Raw genomic sequence first — 25,830 nt, 5'->3', positions numbered from 1 at the left:
GGCCACACAATCCACCCCCACCCGACCCTGAGCGAAACCATCAATTTCGCAGCAGAAATGTTCGAAGGCACAATCACAGACCTCATGCCACCAAAAAAACGAAAGTAGTCCAACAGAGACCAAAACGAACGGCGCGCCACAATCACCGGCGCGCCGTTCTTTCAGGGCGAACCGCTCTCGCGTCCACTCTGCTATCCTAAATCAAGGTCGAAATGCGAGTAATCAGCCGACGACCTCGCCGATGAGAATCTGTGGCTGGACATCGGTAAAGTTCGGTATGTCGGCCATCACGGGCTCCGATGATTTCATGGCCGCGTTCATTGCATCCTGATCCGGAAACACGATCGTGGCGACGGCATAGATCGAGGGCGGCGTGTCGGGGCCTCCGGCATTGCCTTTGGTGACCAATGTGCGCTCGAGATGCGGCCCCATGTGTTCAGCAACAAGGTTCATGTGGGTCGACAGGTAGTAGTCATAGTCGAACCGGGACCCATCTGTGATCGGATAGAGCACCTGCAGGGAAACGGACATTGTGAACCTCCTCGAAATTTTGCGCCGTGGTTTGCGCCATTAAGCGTCTGCGGTACCAGTCTGTCAAAACCTGATTGCGCGCACCGCAGGTGTAAACGCACAGATCGTGGCGTGCCCGGACACCATCTGGCAACCGGGGTTCCGAGAGCCGGTGCAGGAAAACCCGCCAAAGGCCTTGAGTCGATGAGGTCATTTGCGCTTTAGTCGTACCAGGGCTTTATTGGTAGAACGGGTTTCATGAGAACACAGCCATTGCAATTTGATCTGCATTATTTTCGGGCTTCAGACGACCCCCAACGGCGCATACCGCATCCTGCCAAAGCGGGGTTCTGAGAACATGCCGGAGCAACGTTATCGCCATGGTGCCATATACGCCAAATCACTTGCCGAACATCTTCTGGCCGAAGGGTATAGCCAGAGCCAGGTTTTCTCGGGTACGGCCTTTGCCCCGGAGCTTCTGAGCCAGGAAAAGCCGTTTGCAGAGTTTCCTGATATCGCCGATTTTTTCGAGCATGCGGCGATCCTGTCTGGCAATGATGTTCTTGGCTTCGAGAGGGGCATGGAGCGCGATATGCGGCGCAGCGGGTTGCTCAGCTATGTCGGATTGTCCTCTCCAACGGTGCGCGATTTCATCAAGAATTTTGCGCGATATCGTCGGGTCTTCACGGATGTGGTGGAACTCGACGAGGCGATATTGGATCGGGAAAGTGTGTTGTCATGGTATTTCCGCGTACCGGCAAAAGTGGAGCGTCGTCAGCTGGTTGAGTTCGGCGCTTCGGGGATCTTGTCCGGGCTTGAGAAGGCGGCGGATCAGAAGCTGCGCTTGCGCAAGGTCTGCTTCCGACACCTGCGCAAGACGCACACCAATTTGATTGAAGACTATCTTGGGTGCCCGGTAGAATTCGGAGCACCCGAAAACGCGTTCTTCTTTGAACCGTCTGCACTCGACGTGCCTCTCGCGACAGCAGATCACGAACTTTATTCGGTTCTGCGGCAGTATGCCGAAGACGTTCTGGAGCGTGAACGCCGGAACACCTCGGCGTTGATCGTGGATGTCGAACGTGCAATCGCCGCGCGCCTTGCGGCAGGAGAGGCCAACCAGGACCGCGTTGCGCGGGCCCTGGGGTTCAGTTCGCGCACCCTCGCCAGACGGCTGGCACAGGAGGGAACGACGTTCTTTCGTACCCTGCGCGATCTGCGCGAAGGCCTTGCGATCAGCTATCTCAAGAACAGCGATCTGGGGCTTGGCGAAATCGCGTATCTCATGGGATATTCCAACCTGAGCAGTTTTACCGACGCGTTCAAGGGCTGGGTCGGTGTGAGCCCGGGACGATACAGAACGACGGTCGCGGCGGAAGACTGAAGGTTCCGCCGGCGTTCTGCCCTCGCGCACTGATCTTCCTTGATCCAGCTTGTCACCGATAGCGTTTGGCCTGTGATCATCTCGCAATCCGATCGGCATTTGGATCTGGTCAGCGCGGCAAACCGGTGTTATTGCCCTGTTAGCGCTATCAGTAAACTCACTCATAGACCATCCTCCGACAAGAAGGAGAAGGAACATGTCTGCGAAACTCGCAATCAACGGTTTTGGCCGCATCGGTCGCTGCGTTCTGAGGGCCTGGATCGAGTCCGGTCGTACCGATGTCGAAATCGTCGCGATCAACGATCTGGCCCCAATGGAGACCAATGCGCATCTGCTCCAGTTTGACTCAGTTCATGGCCGACTGAACGCGGATGTTGCGGTCGAGGACGATGCACTTGTGATCAACGGTCGCCGTATCCGTGTCACGCAGGACCGCAGCCCCGCAAACCTGCCGTGGGATGACGTCGATGTGGCGCTGGAATGCACCGGGGTGTTCACCAAACGGGACAAGGCGGCGGCCTATCTGGAAAATGGCTCGGGTCGGGTTCTGATCTCGGCACCGGGTGATGGCGCAGACAAGACGATCGTCTATGGCGTCAACCACCAGATCCTGACTGCAGATGACAGGATCGTGTCAAACGCGTCCTGCACCACCAACTGCCTGTCCCCGGTGGCAAAGGTTCTGGAGGACGCCTTTGGAATCCGCACCGGATACATGACCACGATCCACTCCTACACCGGCGATCAGCCGACCCTCGATACCGCGCACCGTGACCTCTACCGCGCGCGCGCGGCGGCCTTGTCGATGATCCCGACTTCGACAGGGGCAGCACGGGCGGTTGGTCTGGTGTTGCCACAGCTCAAGGGCAAACTCGATGGTTCCGCGATCCGCGTGCCGACACCGAACGTGTCGGTTGTGGATCTAAGCTTCATGCCGGAACGTGCGGCGACCGCCGAGTCCGTTAATGACGCAGTACGTACGGCAGCAACATCTGGCCCACTGGAAGGTATCCTGGGGGTCAGCGACCTGCCTCTGGTCTCGTCCGACTTCAACCACAATCCTCTTTCGTCAATACTGGCCACCGCGCAGACCCATGTCGGCGAAGGCGGTATGGTGCGCGTCCTCATCTGGTATGACAACGAGTGGGGATTTTCCAACCGCATGCTGGATACAGCAAAGGCGATGCAGGCAACCCTGGCGTGACGTGATCGAATCTCGGGTGCGCAGATCTCCCTGCGCACCACCCATGTCCTCAGCATTCGGGGACAATTTTCCGACTTCACATTTACTGTTTCTGCCCGGTTCGTGAAAACGAACCAAATCTGCCCAATTTTAGACTTAAACAAAGTGTCTTTTATAAAAACCCGAGCGGATGTCGCTGTTAGTGATATCCACCCTCCCACGGCCATAGTTTCGGACAGTGAGTGTTTTGTTTTGCGTGTGAGTTCGGCCTGGTGAAAGGTGCCCTTCGGGGTCATCTTTCACCGTTTAGGTCACGAAGTATGTCGTGACTTTCGGAGGGTTCGCTCGGGGGCGTTTTTGGCGATGTTTCGCCCGAGTGACCGTGTTGTTTGCGGATGTTGGAGTAACGAATGCAAGACCGATTTGATATGCGTATGGCGACACCGGCATTGTGTAGTGTCAAGGAACGCGGATTTTCCCAGAAAGACCTTTTGATGTCGTCTAAGGCAGCATTCGTGTACGGGCCGATTTCTGGCGGATTGCGCCGTGCCGCAAGCGCACAGCGTGGACGGGTTGTACGCAGCAGCAATGCCTATCTCAACTGGGGCAAGCGTACGCTGGACGTGGCCCTGGTTGTGATGTCTATGCCGGTTGTCCTGCCTCTCGTTCTGTTGTTCGCCGTGCTGCTCTGGTTTGAGGGCGGCAGCCCGTTCTACCGTCAGGCGCGTATTGGCAAGAACGGCAAGGAGTTTTTAATGCTCAAGCTGCGCAGCATGGTGATGGATGCCGACGCGCGACTGGCACGTGTTCTGGAGAACGACCAGGACCTGCGGGCAGAGTGGGAGACCACGCAAAAGCTGCGCAATGATCCCCGCGTTACGCCGCTGGGTGCCTTGCTGCGTCAGACCTCGCTGGACGAGTTGCCTCAGCTTTGGAATGTCCTGATCGGCGAGATGAGCCTTGTTGGCCCGCGCCCGATGATGCCGGAACAACTGGCTCTCTACGGCGATCCTGCGGACTATGAGGCGCTGCTGCCGGGGCTCACCGGGATCTGGCAGGTCTCTACCCGCAACGAAAGCCACTTTTCCCACCGTGCCGTTATTGATGCAGAATATCGCAAGACCGTGTCGTTGAAGACGGATGTGACCTTGCTGTTCAAGACCATCAGCGTGGTGCTGCGTCGCACCGGCTGCTGAGGCGGATGCACAAGGTGAAGTGCCGGAAATAAAGTTTCTGTGATCCTGGGTGAGCGGGGTGGACGTGGACACGCCCAAACCTAGCTGACCTGGCATGACTAAAGTTTCGCCATTTTTCCTGTCCGTTCTCCTCGCTTCCCTGCTCACAGCGGGGTGCGATACTTATGAGCCGCCGCAATCCCCCCAGCCTCTGAGTGGTGACGCGCTGCTTGCAGAATGCATCGATCTGGGATTCGTTCCCGACACATGGGCAATGTCGCGTTGTCTGAAGACCGAGTCACGTGTTCAGCGCACCGTATTGGTGGATCAGGCAACCTACGGCACGCTCTGAGCATCGAACGCCCTTTTTCTCCCAGAGATTTCCGATCTTTGAGCGGTCAAACACAATTCTTGTGACCCCTTCGGCGGGTTTAGTTTGACACGAGAATTAAATGCGGAAACACTCGCCCAACAAGTCGTTGGGGGGAGTGGATGTTTATCGGCCTTGATCTGGGCACGTCGGGAGTACGTGCCTTACTGGTGGATGAAGCGGGCACGGCGATAAACAGCGCCGAAGCCGCATTGACCGTCGCGCACCCATATCCCGGTTGGAGCGAGCAGAACCCGGCAGACTGGGTGGCCGCCGCAATGACGGCATTGCGCCAGCTTTGCGAGGACACGCCGGAAGAGATGGCGCGCTTGCGGGGGATCGGGCTTTCGGGGCACATGCACGGTGCCACGTTGCTGGACCAAAGCGGCGAGGTGCTCCGACCCTGTCTTTTGTGGAACGACACGCGGAGCCATGACCAGGCCCAGCGATTTGATGCGCTTCCCGGTATGCGCCAGATATCGGGCAATATCGTGTTTCCCGGCTTTACCGCGCCCAAGGTGGCGTGGGTGGCCGAGAACGAGCCCGAGATGTTCGCGAAACTTGCGAAAGTCCTGCTGCCCAAGGACTACCTTTCGTATTGGCTGACCGGGCGGATGGTGTCGGATATGTCCGACAGCGCCGGAACCTCGTGGCTTGATGTCGGCGCACGGGCATGGTCGCCGGAACTGCTGGCTGCGACGGGCATGCGGGTCGATCAAATGCCCGAATTGGTCGAAGGCAGCGACGTGATCGGATCAATGCGGCCCGACCTCGCCGCCGATCTCGGTTTGCCCGAAGGCGTGCAGGTGGTCGCCGGGGGCGGCGACAATGCCGCGTCGGCCTGTGGTGTCGGGGCATTGTCCGAGGGTGACGGTTTCGTTTCGCTGGGGACTTCGGGTGTCCTGCTCGCGGCGCGTGACGGGTTTGCCCCGCGCGCCGAAAGCGCTGTGCATACGTTCTGTCATGCCATTCCCGGCGCGTGGTATCAGATGGGCGTGATCCTGGCGGCGACGGACAGCCTGAACTGGCTATCGCGCATCGTTGGTGCGCGCCCTGCGGAACTCACTGCGGAACTTGGCGACACGATCGCCGGTCCCGGCAACCTGCGGTTCCTGCCCTACCTGTCAGGAGAGCGCACGCCGCATAATGACAGCGCGGTGCGGGGCGCCTTTGTCGGACTAGATATTGCCTCCACCCGGACCGATCTGACGCGGGCGGTTGTTGAAGGTGTCAGCTTTGCCCTGCGCGATAATCTCGAAGCGCTTCGACTGACCGGAGCAGACCTTTCGCGGGTGCTGGCGATCGGGGGCGGTGCGCGGTCACGCTATTGGATCGAAGTGCTGGCGACGGTTTTGAACATGCCGGTGGATTTGCCCGAACAGGGAGATTTCGGAGCGGCCCTTGGTGCGGCCCGGCTGGCGATCTGCGGCGTGACAGGTGCCGCCCCGTCCGATGTCATGACCAAGCCACCTGTCGCCGAAACCATCCTGCCGCGCGCCGATTTGCGTGCTGCCTATGACGATGCCTATGCCGCCTTTGCGGCGTCATATCCAACCCTGAAGGCCATGCAATGACCCAATCGTTCTTCGCTGATATCAAACCCGCTCGCTATGAAGGTGCCGACAGCACCAACCCCTTGGCCTTTCATTACTATGACCCCGACGAGATCGTCATGGGCAAGCGTATGGAAGACCACCTGCGCTTTGCCGTTGCCTATTGGCATTCTCTTGCATGGGAGGGCGGCGATCCGTTCGGCGGGCAGACGTTCGAGCGGCCATGGCATCCGCAGGACGACATGGGCCGGGCCAAGATCAAGGCGGATGCGGCGTTTGACATGTTCGATATCCTTGGCGTGCCGTATTTCTGCTGGCACGATGCCGATATCCGCCCCGAAGGCACGACCTTTGCCGAGTCGCTGCGCAATTTCGAAGAGATCATCGACTATTTCGCTCAGAAGATGGAAAGCCGCAAGGTTGCGCTGCTGTGGGGGACGGCCAACATGTTCAGCCATCGACGTTGGATGTCGGGGGCGTCGACCAACCCGGACCCAAGCATTTTCGCGTGGTCGGCAGCCACGGTGAAAACCTGCATGGATGCGACGCATCGTCTGGGCGGGCAGAACTACGTGCTGTGGGGTGGGCGCGAGGGCTATGAAACGCTGCTCAACACCGATCTGACCCGCGAATTGGATCATATGGGCCGCTTTCTGAGCATGGTGGTCGAGTACAAGCATAAGATCGGTTTCAAGGGCACGATCCTGGTCGAACCCAAACCGCAGGAACCCTCCAAGCACCAATACGACTATGACGCCGCAACCTGCATCGGTTTCCTGCGCAAATACGGGCTTGAGGGCGAAGTAAAGCTGAACCTTGAGCAGGGACATGCGATTCTTGCGGGCCACTCATTTGAGCATGAGATCGCGGTGGCAGCCACCGAGGGCTTGCTGGGCAGCATCGACATGAACCGCAATGACTATCAGTCGGGCTGGGATACCGATCAGTTCCCCAACAACGTGCCCGAGGTGGCGTTGGCCTACTATCATATTCTGCGGGCCGGGGGCTTTGACACCGGGGGCACCAATTTCGACGCCAAGCTGCGTCGGCAATCGCTGGATGCCGAGGACCTGATCGCCTCTCATGTCGGTGCGATGGATGTCTGTGCGCGGGGGCTCAAGGCGGCGGCTGCAATGATCGAAGATGGCGGGCTCGAGTCCGCCCTGAGCGAGCGATATGGCGGATGGGATACCGCTGCCGCGCAGGCCATGCTCGACAGCGATTTTGACACGATATTCGAAACCGTACTCTCTGGAGAAATCACCGCAGATCCGCGCTCTGGGCGGCAGGAGAAACTGGAGAACTACGTTAACCGTTTTGTCTGATCGGCTTGTGAAAGGGGTTTGGTGCGTCGCGGTTGTGGTCGCATTGGGGGCAGTCCCGGTGGTCGCCGGCCCATTGCCAAAGGCCGATGCGCGATTTTCCGAACACAGCCCGGAAGAAATCGCACTCGGGCAGCTGCTTTATTACGATCCCATCCTGAGTGGCAACAAGACCGTCTCTTGCGCCAGCTGTCACCATCCGGAATTCGCCACCGGCGACGGGGTATCGCTGGGGCTTGGCGATGGCGGCCTCGGGCTTGGGCCGGATCGCCGCATCGATCCCGGCAACCCGCCGGAACAGCGTATTGCCCGCAATGCGCCCGCGCTGTTCAATCTGGGGGCGGAGGAATTCACCCGGTTCTTTCACGATGGCAGGCTGGAAGCGGATCCAACGCGCCCATCGGGCCTGCGCACGCCATTGGGGGCGGATATGGAGCGCGGCTTTGCTTCGGCGCTCGCAGCACAGGCGATGTTCCCCGTGCTTTCGGGTGACGAGATGGCCGGGCATTATTCGGAAAACGATGTGGCACAGGCCGTGCGCCAAGGCCTGTTGACCGGCGAGGGCGGTGCCTGGTCGATCCTGTCGGGGCGGGTCGAGGCGATCCCGGAGTACCGCGCCCGGTTTGACGCGGTGATCAGCGACAGGCCGATCGCGTTCGCCGATATCGCCAATGTGATGGCTGCATTCGTTGCCTTTGAATGGCGTGCCGACGACAGTCCGTTTGACGCCTATCTGCGCGACGGAACCCCATTGCCTGCCAAGGCCGCGCGGGGCATGGACCTGTTTTTTGGCTCGGCTGGCTGCTCGGCCTGCCACGCAGGGCTGTTTCAGACTGATCACGATTTTCATGCGATCGCGATGCCGCAGATCGGTCCGGGCAAGGCCGCGCGGTTTGAGCGTCACAACCGCGATGTCGGGCGGATGCGGGTGACGGGGAATGCCGAGGATGCCTATCGTTTTCGAACGCCGTCTCTGCGCAATGTGACCCACACGGCGCCCTACGGCCATTCCGGTGCATATGCCTCGCTGGAAGCGGTCCTGCGGCATCATCTGGATCCCGTCGAGGGATTGCAGAGCTACGATGCGACGCAGGCGATGTTGCCGGCTCCTTCCCGTGGCAGTGATTTCATTCTCCTTACCGACGCCACCGAGATCGCCGAGATTGCAGCGGCGAATGAACTGCGGCCCCTGATGCTGAGCGACATTCAGATCGCCGATCTGCTGGCCTTTTTGGAAACCCTGAACGATGAACAAAGCTTGCGCGGTCGTATGGGGGTGCCCGAAGCGGTCCCCAGCGGGTTGGCCGTAGATCGATGACGCGCATGGCGAGAGGGTCGCCGGATGACCAGCGCCCAGAGCATTTGTTGCGTTTGCGCGACCGACGAGAGATAACTGGCATGATTGCAAGGGGTGCGTGATCGGGTGCAGGAAACGACGGACAGATTGTGTCGGACCGACGTCTTGTCGGCCTGGGATGTGCAGGCTTGTGTGTCCGCAGGGCGGGCTTGGGTTGATCTGACGGCTGTTTCAAACCGACAATCCGGTCTGGGCGTCGCCCATGCCTAACATTACCGGCACATCGGGCGACGATGATATTGATGTCACAAATGACAACGGAACGCTGAACGGCAACTCCGCCGGGACGCCGATTGATCAGGTGCGCGGTCGGGCGGGCGATGACACCATCAGCATCACCGACAGCACGATTTCCGGCAGGGTTGTCGGCAATGGTGGCGCCGACGCAATCGTCATTACCGGAAGCGTCATTGGCGGCAGGGTGGCCTCTGGCAGTGATGCCGACCAGGTCACGATTTCCGGGTCCAGCGTCGTCGACGTTCGGCTTGGGGGTGGCGATGATACCCTGACACTTGGCTCCACGTCGGTGGCTGGCACGATCGACGGTGGAACCGGGACCGACGCATTGAACCTGCCGGCGGGAACGGTCGTAAACGACTCCACCATTGGCAGCTTTACGGTGACAGCGGGCGCCACCTACAGCCTGACAAACGGCACGTTGACCTTGCCCACGGGCGAGACCGTCGCCTACACCGCGCTCGAGAGCGGAACGGGGTTTCCCTGTTTTTGCCAGGGCACGATGATCCAGACGCCGCAGGGCTCCAGACCGATCGACGATCTCAAGGCGGGGGACATGGTGCTCAATCGTGAGGGCCGGGCGCGACGGCTCCGATGGACTGTGAGCCGCAGCTTTAGCAAACGCGATCTTGCGAACACGGCTCAACTCTACCCTGTCAGGATCGTCGCCGGGGCGCTTGGACAGGGGCTTCCAATACGTGATCTTCTGGTTTCAAGACAACATCGCATGCTGGTGCAATCCAGGATCGCCATGCGCATGTTTGGCGTGCCCGAGGTACTGATTCCCGCCGTCAAGCTCACGGTGATGCCGGGCATCTACGTCGACGAGCGCGTGAACAGTGTCGTGTATTATCATCTGCTGTTTGACCGGCACGAGGTGTTCCTTGCCGAAGGTGCCCCCACCGAAAGCCTGTTCACCGGACCCGAGGCGATTAAAGCGCTGACTGCCGCCGCACGGGCCGAGATTGCGGCGATACTTCCCGACGTGCTGCGGATGGATCGCACACCGGATCCGGTTCGTGAGATACCGCCTGGCCGACAGCAGAAACGGCTGCTTGACCGGCATCTCAGGAATGGCAGACCGCTGTTGTGACCTGATCAGGCGCGACCTTTCGCGGCACTTGCAGAGGGGCGCGCGGCTATCCCTCATCCCGGTTAGCGTTCCGCATGCGTTGCATAGACATTGGCGGGTCTTTCAACCCATGGCGACATGGTGCCATCTGGCCATATCACGCGCAGCTCTGCCATTTCGGCCGGACCAAGGCCAAAATGCTCGGGACCCGCACTGCCCCCGGCATGTCCGCCACCTACGGTTATCTCGCGCGACTGTATCACGCCATCGGCCCTGACTTCGATCCACGCCCCCACTGCGTTCACGTTCGGCGCGGGCTGGCGCACGGACACGGAAATCGCATTGCCCGGTTCAGGGGTGATATTCTGCCAGACCTCAAGAGGGGCGCGCCGATTGACGACCGCAATGTCGAGCAGGCCGTCCGCGTTCAGATCGACCATGGCGGCACCACGGCCACGATGCAGACTTGCGACGCCCGACTCTGCGCCCATTTCCGTGAATGTTCTTTCGGCGTTCTGGATCAGCAGGTTGTTGGGGTCTTCCATCGCACTGTCGGGCATTTGCTCCACGTTGCCCTTGGTGATGAAGATATCATCGCACCCGTCATTCTGGACATCGCCAAACGCGACGTGCCAGCCGGTCGATGGTCGCCCGTCATCCCCCATGTAGGGCCGATGTGCGGTGGTTCCGAGCGCATAGGGCGCATCGGTGTATTCGGGACGGCCATTGCCGGCCGGAAGCTGCAGCCGCTGATCGCCCATCGACGTCAGGAACACCTCGGGCAGGCCGTCGCCGGTCAGATCGCGCGATGCAATGCCCATGCCCCAGAGCTTGTGAGCCTTCCAGCCATCTGCCGCGTCGTACAGGCGAGGCAGGTCCTCCATCGCCCACATCTGTTCCTCGCCATCATCGACATAATAATGGCGGTCGTTGCTGATCCGGAGGTCGGCACGCCCTGTTCTTCCCCAATCGCTGAACAACATCGAGAGAGGACAATGGCCGGGCGACAATGCGAGCGGGGCAGCATAGGCCGAGCCGTCTGGCCGATATAGCATCGCAACATCGCAGGCGCGGAACGGGCCATCGGGATCGGAGCGGTCGACATAGTTGCCAAAGGCCAGTGTCGGCAAGGATCGGCCTGCTTCCCAGGTGGCGGAGAACGCCGTGGTCCAGCGGTCGGCGCTGACAAAGCCGAGTGACTGGAATGGCGAAAACGCGCAGTCTGATCCGCCCTTCATCAGCAGGTTTTCCCCGGCACGAAGGATGACGAGATCGAGTGTTCCGTCGCTGTCGATGTCCAGCGGGTAGGCGCCGGTCACAGAGTTCAGACGCAGAGATTGCGGCGTTTCAGCCAGAAAGCGGATGGTGCCGCCGGGGGGTGACCGGTTCACCAGCAAGGTGGCAGGTGCGCTGCCTCCAGCTGCGAACAGCTCGGGCAATCCATCGCCGTTGCAATCGAATGCAGCCAGCCCACCGCCGACGTAATGCTCCCAACCGCCGGAATAGATATGCATGGGGACGTCCACCGTTTGATACCGGGGATCTGCCGTGGCGGGCAGGGCGGCGAGCGCCATCAGTAGCAAGGCGATTTCACGCCGCATTGTCATTCAACCCGGCCAGGGCAATGTCGGTAACATTGTCCAAGGCATAGGCGGCGGCGCCTCTTGCCCACATCAGATTGCCCCACTTGTGGATCACCACTTCCGGAGGGGCCTTGTCGATCTGCACGATGGACGTGCGGATCGCAGCAATGACCTCATCGGCAAAAAGATGATCGAACTGCATTTGCTCGCCCGCCAGAATGATCAACTCGGGATCAAAGATATTGACCAGATTGGCAAGCCCCAGGGCGAACATTCGCCCGGCCCTGTCAACGATGCTGCGTGCGGTACTGTCGCCCTCGCGCGCGGCATTCAACAGGGTTTCGATGCGGGCGGCGGGCGGCGCGGTCGGATCATCACCCGGAACGGCCGTCGCCTCGCGCAAAAGCGCATAGTCGGCAACATAGGCTTCGAGACATCCGCGCTGACCGCAGCGGCAAAGCGCGCCGTCCAGATGCACCTTGGTATGTCCAAACTCGGCACCACATCCCCGCGTCCCACGATAAAGGTCGCCACCGATAACCAGCCCCATGCCGACGCCGCTCTCGATTGTCACGACAATGAAATCGGAATGGGACTGTCCCAGGCCAAAGGTCTGTTCCGCAACCGCGACAAGGTTGGCATCGTTGTCGACGAATACGGGACGACCCAGACGGCGCGTCAGGATATCACCGAATTCGACATTGCGCTGCGTCAGAGAGGGAGACCAATAGACGACTCCCTCGGCTGCCTGCACGATCCCCGCGATGCCAAGGCCGACACCGGAGATATCATTCGTCGTCAGGCCGGCACGCCGTGTCAGATCCTCGACCGCCTCGGCAATGACACCAGCCAATCGATCCGGGGAAAACGTCGCGGCCGGCATCTGCAGTTCCAGTTCCGCGAGCTGTTCACCCTCGAAATCAAGCAACACGAGCGAGAGTTGACGGTTGGAGATCTTCGCCCCGACAAGGGTATGCGCACGGCCGCGAATCTTCAGGTCGACACGCGGTCTGCCACGTCGCGTATCGGGGGCGGTTTCCGGTCTTGCGATCTCTTCGATAAGACCGGCCTGTAGCAATTCGGCGGTGATGGTGGTGACGGTTGCGCGGCTCATTCCCGTCTGGTTGGCCAGTTCGATGCGGGGAATTCGGCCTGACAATCTGATCTGCCTGAGCAGCCTGCGTCGTCCATATTCTCTTGGTAAAACAACCATTTATGTCACCGTTCCTAAGACGTATTCCAGTGCTGTGATCGCATGGATTGCCGAGGCAACTCTCATGCGACAGTACATCGCGACAAGGTAATTTTCGTAGCCTAGACAATTTAATTTGATTTTCAAATTAAAATACAGCACCATTTAATGGCTGGCTCGCGGACACACTCGATTGACGTAGCGCCACAACAGTTTTGGAGGAGGACACATGAAAATCTTTGCAGCCGCCACGGCGGTGATCACCGGGGCCGTCATCGGCACCGCAGCTCTTGCCGAGGATGTCGTCGTCGGCGTCAGCTGGTCGAATTTCCAGGAAGAACGCTGGAAGACCGACGAGGCGGCGATCAAGGCCGAACTCGACAAACACGGCGCGACCTATATTTCGGCAGACGCGCAAAGCTCGTCCGCCAAACAGCTTTCCGATGTCGAGAGCCTGATTGCGCAGGGCGCGACGGCTCTGATCATCCTGGCGCAGGACGCGCAGGCGATCGGACCAGCGGTTCAAGCCGCCGCGGACGAAGGCATCCCGGTTGTCGGATATGACCGGTTGATCGAAGACCCGCGGGCGTTTTACCTGACATTTGACAATGTCGAGGTCGGTCGGATGCAGGCGCGGGCCGTATTCGAAGCCGCGCCAACGGGCCGCTATGTGATGATCAAGGGTTCGCCGACCGATCCGAACGCGGATTTTCTGCGCGGTGGTCAGCAAGAGATTCTTCAAGCCGCGATCGATGCGGGTGACATCGAAATCGTCGGGGAGGCCTATACCGATGGGTGGCTGCCCGCAAACGCTCAGCGCAACATGGAGCAGATCCTGACCGCAACCGACAATGGTGTCGATGCTGTCGTGGCCTCTAACGATGGCACGGCCGGCGGTGTGGTCGCAGCTCTGACCGCGCAGGGTATGGATGGCATCCCGGTTTCCGGGCAGGACGGCGACCATGCGGCGCTGAACCGGGTCGCAAAAGGCACTCAGACCGTGTCGGTATGGAAAGACGCGCGTGATCTTGGCCGGTCGGCGGCCCGCATCGCCGTATCGCTTGCCGATGGCACCCAGATGACCGGGATCCAGGATTCCGAACTTTGGAAATCGCCCGGTGGTACGGAATTGAACGCGGTTTTCCTGGAGCCGCTGCCGATCACCAAAGACAACCTTTCCGCTGTTGTCGATGCCCAGTGGATCACCCAGGAAGCCCTGTGCCAGGGTGTTACAGACGGCCCCGCGCCCTGTAACTAAAGTACACGCCCACCACTCACAAAAAAACTCTCTCCTCCCGGTCAACGCACCGGGGAGGGATCCCTTTTTCACAGGACACGTCATGGTACAGCCCGAAACGGACACCGCACCCGTCCCGCCGCGCAAGAACTTCATCCAGTTGCTCGATATCGATCTGCGTTTGCTTGGTATGGTCGGCGCGTTCGTCGTGCTCTGCATTGCGTTCGACCTGATGACAGGCGGGCGCTTTCTGACCCCGCGCAACATTTTCAACCTTACAATTCAAACCGTATCGGTCGCGATCATGGCCACGGGGATGGTGTTTGTCATCGTCACCCGGCACATTGACCTCAGTGTCGGGGCGCTTTTGGCGACCTGCTCTGCGGTGATGGCGATGACCCAGACGGACTGGTTGCCCAATGCTCTGGGCCTGGGGCTCGGCAATCCGCTGATCCCCTGGCTGACCATTCTGTTCGGGCTGCTGGTCGGAACGCTGATCGGGGCGTTTCAGGGCTGGCTTGTCGGGTATCTCACCATTCCGGCCTTTATCGTGACGCTCGGTGGTCTGCTGATCTGGCGCAATGTTGGCTGGTACATGACCAGCGGCAGGACGATTGGCCCACTGGACTCGACGTTCGAAAAATTCGGCGGGATCAATGGCACCCTTGGCGCGACCGGGTCGTGGATCGTTGGTGGCCTCGCCCTGGCGGGCGCGCTCTACGGTCTCTATGCGGCACGGCGCAACAAGATGCGACATGGCTTTGCGGTGAAACCTCTCTGGGCCGAAGGGGTGCTGGCGTCGCTGTGTTCGGTGGCTATCCTTGGCTTTGTTGCGGTGCTCAACGCCTACAAGGTGCCGACCCGCAGGCTCGAACGCATGTTCGAGGAACAGGGCCTTGTCATGCCCGAAGGGTTCACACAGTCCTACGGAATTCCGATCTCGGTACTCCTGCTGATCTTTATCGCGATTGGCATGACGATCATGGCGCGCCGCACGCGCTTTGGCCGTTATATCTTTGCAACCGGCGGAAACCCGGATGCCGCGGAGCTGAGTGGCATCAACACCCGCTGGCTGACGGTCAAGGTGTTTGCCCTAATGGGCGCACTCTGTGCGATCTCGGCGGTTGTGGCCTCGGCGCGGCTGACCAACCATTCCAACGATATCGGAACGCTCGACGAACTCAGGGTGATCGCGGCGGCGGTCATTGGAGGCACCGCTCTGGCCGGAGGGATGGGCACCATTCACGGGGCCATCCTTGGTGCCCTGATCATGCAGTCCTTGCAGTCGGGCATGGCCATGGTCGGCGTCGATGCGCCGCTTCAGAATATCGTGGTCGGCGCAGTCCTCGTTCTCGCGGTGCTGATCGACATCATCTATCGTAAACGGACGGGAGGCGCATGATGGCCGAGACACCCCTTGTTGAGATGCGCGATATCTGCATCAGCTTTGGCGGCGTGCATGCCGTCGATCATGTCAGCGTTGATCTCTACCCCGGCGAAGTGGTCGGATTACTTGGCCACAACGGGGCAGGCAAGTCGACCCTGATCAAGATTCTCTCGGGGGCCTACCAGGCGGATTCCGGCGAGATTTTGATCAAGGGCGAACAGGCGCAGATCGCGAATCCGCGCGATGCCCGCCGGTACAAGATCGAAACGATCTACCAGACGCTCGCGCTGGCTGACAATCTGGATGCGTCAAGCAACCTGTTTCTGGGGCGCGAACTGGTGACGTCGCTGGGGTTGGTTGACGAAGATGCGATGGAGGCCGAGACCCGCAAGATCATGGCGCGGCTCAACCCGAACTTCCAGAAATTCAGCGATCCCGTATCGGCACTTTCAGGTGGGCAACGACAATCAGTGGCCATCGCGCGCGCCGTGTATTTCGATGCGCAGATCCTGATCATGGACGAACCGACGGCAGCCTTGGGGCCGCATGAAACGCAGATGGTGGCCGAGTTGATCAGCCAGCTGAAATCCGAAGGCATCGGCATATTCCTGATCAGCCACGACATTCACGACGTGATGACGCTGTGCGATCGGGCCAGCGTGATGAAGAACGGAAAGCTGGTCGGGACGGTCGATGTCGATGACGTGACCGACGATGATCTGCTGGGCATGATCATTCTCGGCAAGCAACCCGGCACTGCGTCGGCGTAGCCATGAACGGGGAGCGCAGATGACGGGACTCGTAGCGGATGTAGGGGGCACGAACACCCGTCTTGCGCTTGTTGATGATGCCCGGGCAATTGGGCCATCGGCGCGCTTTGCCAACGATGAGTTTGGTTCGTTTGGCTCAGTGCTGCGGGCATTTGCCAGGCAGAAATCGCTGCCCGTTCTCGATGGAGTCTGCATTGCGGTTGCCGGACCCGTCACGTCGGAAACCGCGCGCCTGACCAATCGGAACTGGCACTTTGACAAGGTCGAAATTGCTGGCTTGCTACCCGGTCTCGTGCCCGAATCCGTGCTCTTGATCAACGACCTTGCGGCACTTGGATATGCGTTGCCTGCATTGACCGGTGCTCAGCTGGTCGAAATCAAGCCGACGACGTCCGATGCCGAGGGAAACGGGCAGGCGCTGGTGCTGGGGTTGGGGACCGGGGTCAATGTTTGCCTGGGCAAGTCCACGCGAAAGGCGCATGTCGTGATCGAAGCAGAGCTTGGTCACGTCAGCCTTCCCAACAGTGTACTTGAACCTCTGCGCGCCGCGATCGGGTCAGAAAGTGCTGCATTCCCATCTGTTGAGGAGCTCTTTGCAGGGCGCGGCCTGTCGCTGCTCTACCAAATCCTGTCAGAGGGCGAACAGCGGGCCGGGCAGGATATTCTGGCGGACTACGACGCAGGTGTCGGTGGTGCCGTGGCCGAGACGGTCGATCTGATGGCGGGGTTGCTGGGGCATATGGCACGCGAGTTGGTCTACATGTATCAGCCGTTCGGCGGCATCCACTTTGCTGGCGGCGTTGCGCGGGGTATCCTGGGGTCTGCCGCCCGGAAGTTATTTCTTCATCGTTTCGAAACGCCCGGTCGGTTCGCGGAGCATGCGAGCCGGGTGCCCATCAGGCTCATCATCGACGACGCCGCTGCCCTGACCGGTGCAGCGCAGGTCATTGCAGAAATCCCCGACGTCTCGTAAGACCACAATCAGTTGACGCAAAACACTCTAGTAGTCGCGTTCAAAGAACAGGCCGATCCCGGTGTCGCCCTGACGATCCACGGATCCCTTGACCGTCAGGCTCTCGGTCACGTCGAGGTTGAGGTTGACCTCGGTGTCGCCGTCCGTGTTGACGGTAATATCGGTATAGACGCCATCCGCCAGATACTTGCCGGCCCCGAATTGCGCATTGCCATCATCGTCGGACCCGATATCGAAAGTATCAACGCCCAATTCGTCGCGCGCCTTTGCATTTGCGCCGCCACCCGCACCGCTCAGTGTCGCGAGCGACGCTGCCAGTTGGGCGATCTTGATCGGTGAGAGTTCAGAATACTGGTTGCCAAAGAGCAGCATCGCCAGCGCTTCTTCGCTTGGACGCTCGGGATCGGACTCAACCTTGACTTTCGGCTTTGTGATCGGCCCCGAGATTTCCAGCCTTGCATCCCCGTCCGATGTGCTCGTCGTGGCGGCAAACTCCATATAGGGTTCCAGGTTGCCCTGGAGCGTGACAAGCCCCTTGGTGAGTTTGAGACGCCGCCCCAGCAGTTCCAGGGTTCCTCTGATGAGATTGATCTGGCCCGACGGAGCCACCTTGGCAACGGTGCCCCGAACCTGGATGTTTCCGCCTAATTCCGCCTGCAGGCCACGGCCGCGCACAAAGACCTTGTTTTCGGCCACCAGCTGGATATCAAGACCGATATCGGGCCCACCGCCACTGCCACTGGAACTCTTGATCAGCCCGGCACGATCGCGCGTTGCCCGTTGCGCACCGGTTTCACCGATGTAGGTGATGTCGGGAATCGGTGCCGCGCCGGGGGAGCCCGACAAGGCGTTGATGTTAATGTTGGTTTCACCGAAGCGGATGTCTCCGGCCAGCAGACCGCGCCCCGTCAAGGCCCCGGTAAAGGCGATGCGCCCGTTGGCCGAGGAATCAAACGTCACATTGTCTGTCAGGATCAGTTGCTGGATCTCGGTGACGATCGATGCATTGAACGGCGGGGCCAGTTTGATCGGCCCGGTGATCACCAGCCTGCCGCCCGCCCGCGCCGCAGCGGATACCGAGAGATTGGCGCTGCCATTTGCCAAAACGATCTCGGCGTCCAGATCGTCAATGGCTTGCATGACCGAAGGGATCGCGACCGTTGTGTTGGCGGTGGTGATGCGACCGCTCAGCGACTCGGGTTTTGGTTCGCCTTTGAGCGCGAGGTCGAAATTCGCGGTGCCACGCAACGAGTTCGGTTTGATAAACCTGTTGGCAGCGGCCAGCTGCACTTGCCCCTTGGCGGTAACATCAGACACCAGGGTGATCTGATTCACGGTGCCGCCTATTTTCGTCGACAGACCGCCCGGACCCTTCGCCTCGGTGGCAATGGTCCAGATATCGGAGTCGCGCGCAGCTGTGCCTTTGGCCGTCAGCTGCCCTGGAAACTCGGGCAGGAACCGTTCGATGCGGACGACGGTCGCGTCGTATGCGGCATCAATGTTGCCGTCAGGTGCCATGCTCCCTGAGAGCTTCGCGACGGAACCCGAAGGCCCGTTGGCGTCAGTTGCGACCTGCCAGGTGTTGTCGGCGCGTTTTGCCGTGCCGTTGATATCTACCGACCCTGCCAGTTCGGGCACAAACCTCTCGACCTTCGCAATGGTCGCATCATAGCGCGCGTCGATGGTGCCGTCTGGACTCATGCTTCCCGCGAGTTGCGCGACTGAACCCGTCGGTCCCTTGACGTCGCTCGCCACTTTCCAGGTCTCATCAACCCGTGATGCGGTGCCTTTCGCATTGACCGAACCAACCAGTTGCGGAACGAATCTTTCGATCTTGGCAAAGGTGGCGTCGTAATTTGCGTCGATATCACCCTCGGGGCTCATGCTGCCCGAAAGGCGTGCAACCGATCCTGTTGGCCCTTTGACATCGCTGGCGACCTGCCACGCGTTGCCAACCCGTTTTGCCGTGCCCTTGGCATTTATCGAACCGACGACTTGCGGAACGAACCTTTCGACCTTGGCGAATGTGGCGTCATAGCTGGCGTCGATCGTGCCCTCTGGCGTCATGGTGCCCGCGAACTGCGCAAAGGATCCTGTCGGCCCCTTGACGTCGCTTGCAACCTTCCAGGCATTGTCGGCTCGCTCAACCGTACCTTCAGCCGTGATGGACCCGACCAATTGCGGAACAAACCGTTCGACCCGGGCAATCGTCGCGTCATAGCGGCCGTCAATCGCGCCCTCCGGCGTCATGCTGCCCGCAAGTTCGACACTGGATCCGGACGGTCCCTTGACATCGCTCGTGACCTGCCACGTGTCGTCCAGCCGTGTGGCACGACCTTTGGCGCGGATGATGCCAACCAACTGCGGCACGAATTTCTCGACGCCACCAAGTTCGGCCTCATAGGTCACGTCCACTGCCCCATCCGGCGACAGGCTCCCATCGAGATCAGCGAATGACTCCGACGGCCCGGTGACGCGCAGTTTCCCAGTGGCTGCGGAGGGCGTCTGAACCAGATCGCCCTTGATGACCACGGGGCCGCTCAGATCCGGCACAATCCGCGCCAGGTCATCGAGGCGGGCATTGAATTCCATGTTGGTATCGCTGCTGCGCATTGTGCCCGACGCGTCGGCGGTCAGAGCCGTGCCATCGAGGTTGAAACGCCGGATATCCAACCCGTCCTCATCACGTTCGGCCTGTAGGACAATCGTCGTCTCGCCTGTGATCAGCGGATCGATCTGGGCAATGCCGCTCCTGAGATCCTGCGAAGCGACATTCAGATCAAAGTCGAACATGCCGCTGAGCGGTGCTCCCTGGCCGGACACGGTTGCTGTCACTGAACCACCGAGGTCGCGGCCTGCAACGCCTGAAAACCGCGAGAGGTCCGATGCGGTCAGACCGGCTTCTCCATCGACCTGAAATCCGCTTTCCAGCCCATCGATTTCGGCGTTCACGGTCGCCGCATAATCCGTACCACTCACCACGAAATCGCTGAGTTTCAGAACGGAACCTGTCTCTGCCGCGAAATTTCCGTTCAGTTCGATATCCGTGCCGACGGCGTCATCAAGCGCGTCATCGGTAAGATCGATCCCCCGGATTGCCGCGTTGAGATTCCCGTCGAGCGACATCCCCGCCGCCTGATCAAGTTCGCCGCCCGCGTAGATCTGGCTGCGTGTGACAGTCAGGTCGGGGCGGTTGAGCCCATCAACGCTCAGTACGAGGCTCCACGCGTTGTCCTTGTCGGCCTCAAACTCTGCCGAAAGGACCGCCGCCTGAATCGCGGTGCGAGGCTCGCCCATCGGCAGCACCACCTCGTTTCCGTTGGGCGGGGCGATGCGTCCTTGCAGGAGTACGCGTTCCAGTTGTCCCGATTCGGCGATATCCAGCGCGCCGTTCAGCATAAGCGCGTCAGACAGCATATCGAACCTTCGGATTTCCATCCGTCCGTCGGGATCGGACTGGCCGGTCAGGTTCAGTTGGGTATCCGCCCCAAAGAACTCCCGGTACTCTGTCGCGAGCAGGGGTGTGATGTCCCCGGCCATATTGGCGTCAAATCCGATGCTTGGCTGCGCGGTGTTGCCAGCGTCCGGATCGGTCACGCTCTGCAAACGCACCTGTCCGCCGAGCCGCTCGACGTCGTCGGAGGTCAGCGCGATATTGGCGGTGAAATCGCTCACCGGCCCTTCGCCCTTTGCCGTCAGCAGGATCGACGGTCGATCGGGAATGGAAAGCAGTTCAGAGACAAGCCCGCCATCGTCTTCGGCCAATGTCAGATCCAGTGAAATCAGGCTTGACGCGTTCTCGAAACCGGCGATCAGGTCGAGCTTGTCGGTTTGCCGGTCAAGCCGGATTACTTCGAAATTCGTGTCCAGACTGCCATCCGCGAGGCTCAGCGCGCCTGTGACCGAGAGTTCGGCGGCGATGCCCATCAAGGGTTCGCCCAGTTCGACGCGCTCGACCTTCAACTCACCGAGTTCAATTGCGACCGGAAGGTCCGGCAACTGAAAAGGCGTCGCTTCCGCGGTTGGCAAAGGCTCTGCGGCTTCGATGGGTTTCGGTTTGCGTGCCACGATGATTTCTCCGGCGCTCAGCGTGTTGACGGAGAATCGTCCGCGAATGAGCGCAAGCCGGTTCCAGTCCAGAACCACGTCGGATACTGTCAGCCAAACGCCGTCGTCATCGGAGACGGTCAGTTTTTCGATGCTGGCCTGAGAACTGAACGCGCCATCCAGCCCACTCACCTTGATATAGCGATTGTTGCCAGACAGGTTGTCCTGCAGCAGGTCGACAAGAAAGCCACCGCTCTCGTCGTCCTCCTGCGCGTGCACGATGGATGAACAACAGGTCAGCGCAATCAGCGCACATGTCACGATCCGCATCAAAACGCCTGTCCAATACCAAGGTAGAACTGAAGCCCGTCGTTGGTCGTGCCCTCAACGGGCATGGCAAGGTCGAGCCGTAACGGACCAAGGCCACCCAGATCGTATCGCACGCCCAGACCTGCGCCCGAGTGGTAGGGCGAATCGGCTGTGACGAACTGATCTCTGCCGACGGCGGCGATGTCAAAGAAACCAACCAGGGAAATACTCTCGGTGATCCGGCCCCTGACCTCGGCGGACACCGCGAGGAGAGACCGCCCGCCCGAGATGCCGCCGGCGACCGGGACACCGAGCGATTCATAGGGCTGCCCCCGGACTGTGCCGGCGCCACCCGAATAGTAGAGAAATTCCGGTGAGACATCTTGAAGGCTGGGCCCGATCAGTGTCCCCAACTGTACCCGGCCCGCCAGAACGATTGATGCCGTTGACGTCAGGCTCAGATATCCGCGCGCGTCGAAATAGCCCGACAATCCGGATTCGGTGTCGGAAAATCCGAGATAGGGTGTCACAAAGGAATCGAGAAAATAGCCTTTTGTCGCGCTGACCTTGCTATCGCGCTTGTCCCAGTTGACGCGCAGCGGAAAGGTCATCATGTAGAAATCCCGCTCGCCAAAGACATCGTCAGCACGGCTCAGACCGGCGTTGACCCCTAGTTCTGCAAACAGCGTATCCGAGAACACGCGGCGCACGCCGCCGCCCAGATAGAAGCGGGTCAGCTTGTAATGTTCCTGATTGTCGGTTCCAATCTGTGCAAGATAGAAAATACTGTCATCCGGGCCGAGTTTCGCGGGCTGATCCAGCCGGATCGACAAGCCGCCGTCGATATCCTCTTCACCCCCGATATTGCTGACGCGGCCCTGAATCTGGAACCGTTCGGCATTGCCGAAAAAGTTGCGGTGCATCCAGCTTCCTGACAATTCAAGGCCTTGGCTCGACGAGATGGACGCTCCAAACGAAAAGCGGCGTGGAACCTGATCGACGACGACCGCTTCGAAATCCAGTGTCCCGTCCGGGTTCGGGACCTCTGCTTCTTCCAGCGTGACGGATGAGAACGAGCCAGTGCGACGCAGGCGCGTGCCGACTTTTTGCACCTTGGCCGGGTCGTATGTTTGGCCCGATGGAAAACCCGCAATCTTGCTGATCGCTTCGGGGCGGACGGTGGAATTCTGGGGTATCTTCAGTTGACCAAATCGCAATTTGGGTCCCGGCGCCAAGGTGATGTCCGCATCCAGTTTTGCCTGACGGTTGTTCGCGACAATGCGTTGTTGACCAACCCGTGCCTTGGCGTACCCGGCCTTGCGCCATGACAGAACACCGACAGAGGCGGCATCGCGGATCACTCCGGTTGTCGCGGTCTGACCGGTCGCAAACCCTTCTGGAATCTCGGTATCCGGGGTAACGGGGGCGATCTGCGCCTTGCCAAAGGTAAAAGAACGTCCGGTCTGTACCGAGATGGCGACGGTGTTGACTGTGCGCGGCGGGTCCAGAGCGGGAATATCGGCTGCTTCGCGACCATTGACACGGATGTTGATGACCGGGCTGAAGTACCCTTCATCATACAGGATCTGGATCAGGGTTGTGTAATCCGACAAGGATGCCGCCAGCAATTCCTGCGACGTATCCAGCCCATTGGTATCGGCGTTCATGATCGATGACGCTGCGGTCAGCCGGTCACGCAGTTCTTCGGATGCGCCGGGGGCGGTCAGGTTGGTCGTCAACGCCGCAGCCAGGCCCGGTGCAAAGGCGACACAGGCGGCAAGCAGTGTTTGACTGAGGCCAGTCCTCCAACGGACGTTCTGCATGAAGAGTCTCCGGATCGCCAATCTGTCTGACGCGGCTACCTTATTCGACCTCCGCGTGCGCTCCGGTATTAACTATCATGTTCGTGCCCCAAGAAAACCTGAAACTACAAACCCGCCGGTGCAATCACCGCTGGGATGGATTTGCGCATCTATTCTATCGAGTTGCGCGCGGCCATGCATTGCCAGATGGCCAGATCCGCCTTGCTCGCATCAATGAGGTAGAGATCCGCACCGGCCCAGTAGACGATCATCAAGAGCGCAGCGCCGCTCAGCGAGCTCGAATGGCTTTTCCATTTGAACCAGATCAGATGGCTGGGCGTTTCCGGCGGCGCAGCCAGGTTTTTGTGAATGTGGCAATACCCGCCACCGTGGAACTGCCACGCTTCTTCCATGCGCGCCGGGCGGCAGGTCGGGCGCTTTGCGCAGGCCAAGATCCAATGCGACAGAGCAGATGGAAGATCCGATTCAGGCCATCACCGTGATGACATGCACCCAGCGAATGGCAAACCCGGCCCAGTCCTACAAAGCGGCAGAGTCGTAGCTGGTGTGTCGCCTGATTGAACTACGAGCAGCCTATCCAACCCTGCGTTTGTTCGGTATTTCGATATATTGCCAAGCTGTATCAAAAATTCTGGAACAATGCCCTATCTAGACAAGATCAAAACCCTTGTCCGAATCTATGAATTGGGCAGTATGTCCGCGGCCATGCGGGTTCTGCGCATTTCTCCTGCGGTCACATCTGCGCGGATTTCGCAGCTGGAGGATCACCTGAATGTCCGATTGTTCCAGCGCACCACCCGCAACCTGACAGCGACCGAACGGGGCAGGGCGTTTTTGGACGGGGCCTGTCTGTTTCTGGATTCGGTGGAAGCGGCCGAGGCGCTGTTTCAGCTGCCGCGATAGGTGGAACAGCCAAACGGCGACAGCAACAACGGCACATGGTAATGCGCCGCCACTGACATGCCAAACCGGAGGGGAATGATGTCCAGAAATCTCGGCGTTTCCGGTGGCGTGCCCTGTGGCATCCAGATAGGCGCCGGCGTTAAACACCAGTTCGTATTCACCCAGGGCAATCTCTCCGGCAGGCAGTATCTGCTCGTCCGTGCGCCCGTCATCGTTGGTTGTGAGCGTCTTCAAGAGCGTGCGTTCGCTGCTGTCGAGACGAAATAGCTCGATTTGGATTCCTTGGGCCGGGCAACCCCGGGCCGTGTCCAGAACATGTGTGGTTAGATACCCGGTCATCAATTGCCTCCTGTCGATAGCATGGGAGTGCCGCAAGCCGTGATTCTGTGCAAACCCGGGATCTCGGATAGTGTTGTTCGCCTATTTTTGAAAAAATACGGCATTGTTCTGATTTGCAAGGCGTCAAATTTCGGAGGACCATGATGACTCGAAATGCGCGCGACGTGATCGGCTACGGAGGGAACCCGCCCGATGTAAAATGGCCCGGCGGCGCCAGGATCGCTGTTCAGATCGTCATGGACTACGAAGAGGGCGGCGAGAATTGCGTGCTGCACGGCGATGCTGCGTCCAAAGCATTCTTGTCCGAAATCGTCGGTGCCGCGCAATGGCCGGGTCAGCGGCATTGGAACATGCTGTCGATCTTTGAATACGTCGCACGGGCTGGGTTCTGGCGCCTGCACCGGTTGATGAAGGATCTGCCAATTACCGTCTACGGCGTTGCCACCGCGTTGGCGCGCTCGCCTGACCGGGTCGCGGCAACGAAGGCCGCGGGTTGGGGAATCGCCAGTCACGGGCTGAATTGGGTCGAATACGAGGACGCGTCCAAAGAGGCTGAGCGTGCGGATATGATGAAAGCCATTCGCCTGCTTGCAGAGGTCGTTGGCGAACGTTCGCGCGGTTGGTACACCGGGTGCTGCTCCGAGAATACGGTGGCATTAGCGGCAAAATAGGGTGGCTTTGACAATATCGCCGATGTCTATTCGGGCGATCTGCCCTATTCGTCCCGTCTTGGCGATCGCGATCAGTTGCTGGTGCCCTATACGCTGGATGGCAAACATATGCGCCTTGCGACCCCGCAGGGGTTCAACTCGGGCGATCAGTTCTTTGCCTATCTCAACGACAGGTTTGATGCGCTCTATGCCGAGGGTGACACCATTACACGGTCAGATACCGCTTAGGTGAAAAAGCACGGGTTGCCGTTCATCATCGCAGTGCGGGACAACAGCAAGGCGTCGATCAAAGAGGCATTCGTTCGCCGCATCGGCAATCACCGCGCCACGGAGTTTGCCAAAGCCCTTCGCCAGGTTGAACGCATCGCGGAATTGCGCCTGCGCGATCTGTTGCCGTCATGCGCCATGATATCATTGTCCAGCCAATGACCGC

At 59.8% G+C, this 25,830-nt stretch carries 18 protein-coding genes and 4 pseudogenes; 15 read left to right on the top strand and 7 right to left on the bottom strand.

What is annotated here, in order from left to right:
• Positions 1-222: 222 nt before the first annotated feature.
• A complete protein-coding gene (locus tag QO231_RS14650; protein ID WP_316777775.1) occupies positions 223-531 on the bottom strand; it encodes an EthD family reductase in 309 nt (102 codons plus the stop codon).
• Positions 532-868: 337 nt separating this feature from the next.
• Between QO231_RS14650 and QO231_RS14645 the strand changes: the two genes are divergently transcribed.
• From QO231_RS14645 to QO231_RS14610, 8 genes are all read left to right on the top strand, one after another.
• Positions 869-1,894 carry an AraC family transcriptional regulator gene (locus QO231_RS14645; RefSeq protein ID WP_316777773.1) on the top strand — a complete coding sequence of 342 codons (1,026 nt, stop codon included), beginning with the start codon at positions 869-871 and terminating at the stop codon, positions 1,892-1,894.
• A 196-nt stretch (positions 1,895-2,090) separates the two neighbouring features.
• Entirely contained in the window at positions 2,091-3,098 is a 1,008-nt protein-coding gene (gene gap / locus QO231_RS14640; protein ID WP_316777770.1) for a type I glyceraldehyde-3-phosphate dehydrogenase, read from the top strand.
• A gap of 389 nt (positions 3,099-3,487) precedes the next feature.
• Positions 3,488-4,273: a sugar transferase gene (locus QO231_RS14635; protein WP_316777768.1), complete on the top strand. Its 786-nt coding sequence runs from the start codon at positions 3,488-3,490 to the stop codon at positions 4,271-4,273.
• A 94-nt stretch (positions 4,274-4,367) separates the two neighbouring features.
• A complete protein-coding gene (locus tag QO231_RS14630; protein WP_316777766.1) occupies positions 4,368-4,604 on the top strand; it encodes a hypothetical protein in 237 nt (78 codons plus the stop codon).
• Between the two features lie 140 nt (positions 4,605-4,744).
• Positions 4,745-6,196, top strand: coding sequence for a xylulokinase (gene xylB, locus QO231_RS14625; RefSeq protein ID WP_316777763.1), 1,452 nt, complete (start codon positions 4,745-4,747; stop codon positions 6,194-6,196).
• The gene (xylA, locus tag QO231_RS14620) at positions 6,193-7,500 is read left to right on the top strand and encodes a xylose isomerase (RefSeq protein WP_316777759.1); all 1,308 of its coding nucleotides are present in this window, start codon (positions 6,193-6,195) and stop codon (positions 7,498-7,500) included. Before xylB ends, xylA begins: the two co-directional genes overlap by 4 nt.
• 7 nt (positions 7,501-7,507) lie before the next feature.
• Complete coding sequence (locus tag QO231_RS14615) at positions 7,508-8,815, top strand: cytochrome-c peroxidase (protein ID WP_394356603.1); 1,308 nt, start codon at positions 7,508-7,510, stop codon at positions 8,813-8,815.
• A 241-nt stretch (positions 8,816-9,056) separates the two neighbouring features.
• Positions 9,057-10,184 carry a Hint domain-containing protein gene (locus tag QO231_RS14610; protein ID WP_316777756.1) on the top strand — a complete coding sequence of 376 codons (1,128 nt, stop codon included), beginning with the start codon at positions 9,057-9,059 and terminating at the stop codon, positions 10,182-10,184.
• A 62-nt stretch (positions 10,185-10,246) separates the two neighbouring features.
• On the opposite strand, the gene QO231_RS14605 is transcribed toward QO231_RS14610, so the two are convergent.
• Entirely contained in the window at positions 10,247-11,764 is a 1,518-nt protein-coding gene (locus QO231_RS14605; protein ID WP_316777786.1) for a CRTAC1 family protein, read from the bottom strand.
• Positions 11,754-12,959 (bottom strand): ROK family transcriptional regulator, encoded by a 1,206-nt coding sequence (locus tag QO231_RS14600; protein ID WP_316777754.1) that lies wholly within the window; start codon positions 12,957-12,959, stop codon positions 11,754-11,756. Before QO231_RS14600 ends, QO231_RS14605 begins: the two co-directional genes overlap by 11 nt.
• Positions 12,960-13,167: 208 nt before the next feature.
• Between QO231_RS14600 and xylF the strand changes: the two genes are divergently transcribed.
• The 4 genes from xylF (at position 13,168) to QO231_RS14580 (ending at position 17,305) form a co-directional block, all read left to right on the top strand.
• Positions 13,168-14,196, top strand: a complete 1,029-nt coding sequence (gene xylF, locus QO231_RS14595) for a D-xylose ABC transporter substrate-binding protein (RefSeq protein WP_316777751.1) — start codon at positions 13,168-13,170, stop codon at positions 14,194-14,196.
• 82 nt (positions 14,197-14,278) lie between these two features.
• Positions 14,279-15,577, top strand: a complete 1,299-nt coding sequence (locus QO231_RS14590) for a sugar ABC transporter permease (protein ID WP_316777748.1) — start codon at positions 14,279-14,281, stop codon at positions 15,575-15,577.
• Positions 15,577-16,332 (top strand): ATP-binding cassette domain-containing protein, encoded by a 756-nt coding sequence (locus QO231_RS14585; RefSeq protein ID WP_316777745.1) that lies wholly within the window; start codon positions 15,577-15,579, stop codon positions 16,330-16,332. The genes QO231_RS14590 and QO231_RS14585 overlap by 1 nt, the downstream gene beginning before the upstream one ends.
• A gap of 19 nt (positions 16,333-16,351) precedes the next feature.
• On the top strand, positions 16,352-17,305 hold the full coding sequence (locus tag QO231_RS14580; protein ID WP_316777742.1) for a glucokinase: 954 nt from the start codon (positions 16,352-16,354) through the stop codon (positions 17,303-17,305).
• A 27-nt stretch (positions 17,306-17,332) separates the two neighbouring features.
• Here the strand turns inward: QO231_RS14580 and QO231_RS14575 are convergent, their stop codons facing one another.
• The 3 genes and pseudogenes from QO231_RS14575 to QO231_RS14565 form a co-directional block, all read right to left on the bottom strand.
• Positions 17,333-21,682, bottom strand: coding sequence for a translocation/assembly module TamB domain-containing protein (locus QO231_RS14575; RefSeq protein WP_316777738.1), 4,350 nt, complete (start codon positions 21,680-21,682; stop codon positions 17,333-17,335).
• Entirely contained in the window at positions 21,682-23,484 is a 1,803-nt protein-coding gene (locus QO231_RS14570) for an autotransporter assembly complex protein TamA (protein WP_316777735.1), read from the bottom strand. The genes QO231_RS14575 and QO231_RS14570 overlap by 1 nt, the downstream gene beginning before the upstream one ends.
• A 179-nt stretch (positions 23,485-23,663) precedes the next feature.
• A pseudogene (locus QO231_RS14565) lies at positions 23,664-23,949 on the bottom strand (urate hydroxylase PuuD); the annotation flags it as partial.
• Positions 23,950-24,123: 174 nt separating this feature from the next.
• On the opposite strand from QO231_RS14565, the pseudogene QO231_RS14560 reads away from it, so the two are divergent.
• Positions 24,124-24,366: pseudogene (locus QO231_RS14560) on the top strand (LysR family transcriptional regulator); the annotation flags it as partial.
• 5 nt (positions 24,367-24,371) lie between these two features.
• On the opposite strand, the pseudogene uraH reads toward QO231_RS14560, so the two are convergent.
• Positions 24,372-24,726 (bottom strand): annotated as a pseudogene (gene uraH, locus QO231_RS14555) (hydroxyisourate hydrolase).
• Between the two features lie 143 nt (positions 24,727-24,869).
• Between uraH and QO231_RS14550 the strand changes: the two are divergent.
• Positions 24,870-25,595 (top strand): annotated as a pseudogene (locus QO231_RS14550) (polysaccharide deacetylase family protein); the annotation flags it as partial.
• 30 nt (positions 25,596-25,625) lie between these two features.
• Complete coding sequence (locus tag QO231_RS26270) at positions 25,626-25,826, top strand: 2-oxo-4-hydroxy-4-carboxy-5-ureidoimidazoline decarboxylase (protein WP_449421119.1); 201 nt, start codon at positions 25,626-25,628, stop codon at positions 25,824-25,826.
• Positions 25,827-25,830: the final 4 nt, after the last annotated feature.

The sequence above is a fragment of the Sedimentitalea todarodis genome, from assembly GCF_032595355.1.
Lineage (GTDB): Bacteria > Pseudomonadota > Alphaproteobacteria > Rhodobacterales > Rhodobacteraceae > Sedimentitalea > Sedimentitalea todarodis.
This window is presented reverse-complemented; position numbering and strand designations above follow the sequence as displayed.

Excerpts from the sequence above, each read along its gene's own strand:
- QO231_RS14650 (WP_316777775.1), bottom strand. The coding sequence starts at position 531 with ATGTCCGTTTCCCTGCAGGTGCTCTATCCGATCACAGATGGGTCCCGG.
- QO231_RS14645 (WP_316777773.1), top strand. The coding sequence starts at position 869 with ATGCCGGAGCAACGTTATCGCCATGGTGCCATATACGCCAAATCACTT.
- gap (WP_316777770.1), top strand. The coding sequence starts at position 2,091 with ATGTCTGCGAAACTCGCAATCAACGGTTTTGGCCGCATCGGTCGCTGC.
- QO231_RS14635 (WP_316777768.1), top strand. The coding sequence starts at position 3,488 with ATGCAAGACCGATTTGATATGCGTATGGCGACACCGGCATTGTGTAGT.
- QO231_RS14630 (WP_316777766.1), top strand. The coding sequence starts at position 4,368 with ATGACTAAAGTTTCGCCATTTTTCCTGTCCGTTCTCCTCGCTTCCCTG.
- xylB (WP_316777763.1), top strand. The coding sequence starts at position 4,745 with ATGTTTATCGGCCTTGATCTGGGCACGTCGGGAGTACGTGCCTTACTG.
- xylA (WP_316777759.1), top strand. The coding sequence starts at position 6,193 with ATGACCCAATCGTTCTTCGCTGATATCAAACCCGCTCGCTATGAAGGT.
- QO231_RS14610 (WP_316777756.1), top strand. The coding sequence starts at position 9,057 with ATGCCTAACATTACCGGCACATCGGGCGACGATGATATTGATGTCACA.
- QO231_RS14605 (WP_316777786.1), bottom strand. The coding sequence starts at position 11,764 with ATGCGGCGTGAAATCGCCTTGCTACTGATGGCGCTCGCCGCCCTGCCC.
- QO231_RS14600 (WP_316777754.1), bottom strand. The coding sequence starts at position 12,959 with ATGGTTGTTTTACCAAGAGAATATGGACGACGCAGGCTGCTCAGGCAG.
- xylF (WP_316777751.1), top strand. The coding sequence starts at position 13,168 with ATGAAAATCTTTGCAGCCGCCACGGCGGTGATCACCGGGGCCGTCATC.
- QO231_RS14590 (WP_316777748.1), top strand. The coding sequence starts at position 14,279 with ATGGTACAGCCCGAAACGGACACCGCACCCGTCCCGCCGCGCAAGAAC.
- QO231_RS14585 (WP_316777745.1), top strand. The coding sequence starts at position 15,577 with ATGGCCGAGACACCCCTTGTTGAGATGCGCGATATCTGCATCAGCTTT.
- QO231_RS14580 (WP_316777742.1), top strand. The coding sequence starts at position 16,352 with ATGACGGGACTCGTAGCGGATGTAGGGGGCACGAACACCCGTCTTGCG.
- QO231_RS14575 (WP_316777738.1), bottom strand. The coding sequence starts at position 21,682 with ATGCGGATCGTGACATGTGCGCTGATTGCGCTGACCTGTTGTTCATCC.
- QO231_RS14570 (WP_316777735.1), bottom strand. The coding sequence starts at position 23,484 with ATGCAGAACGTCCGTTGGAGGACTGGCCTCAGTCAAACACTGCTTGCC.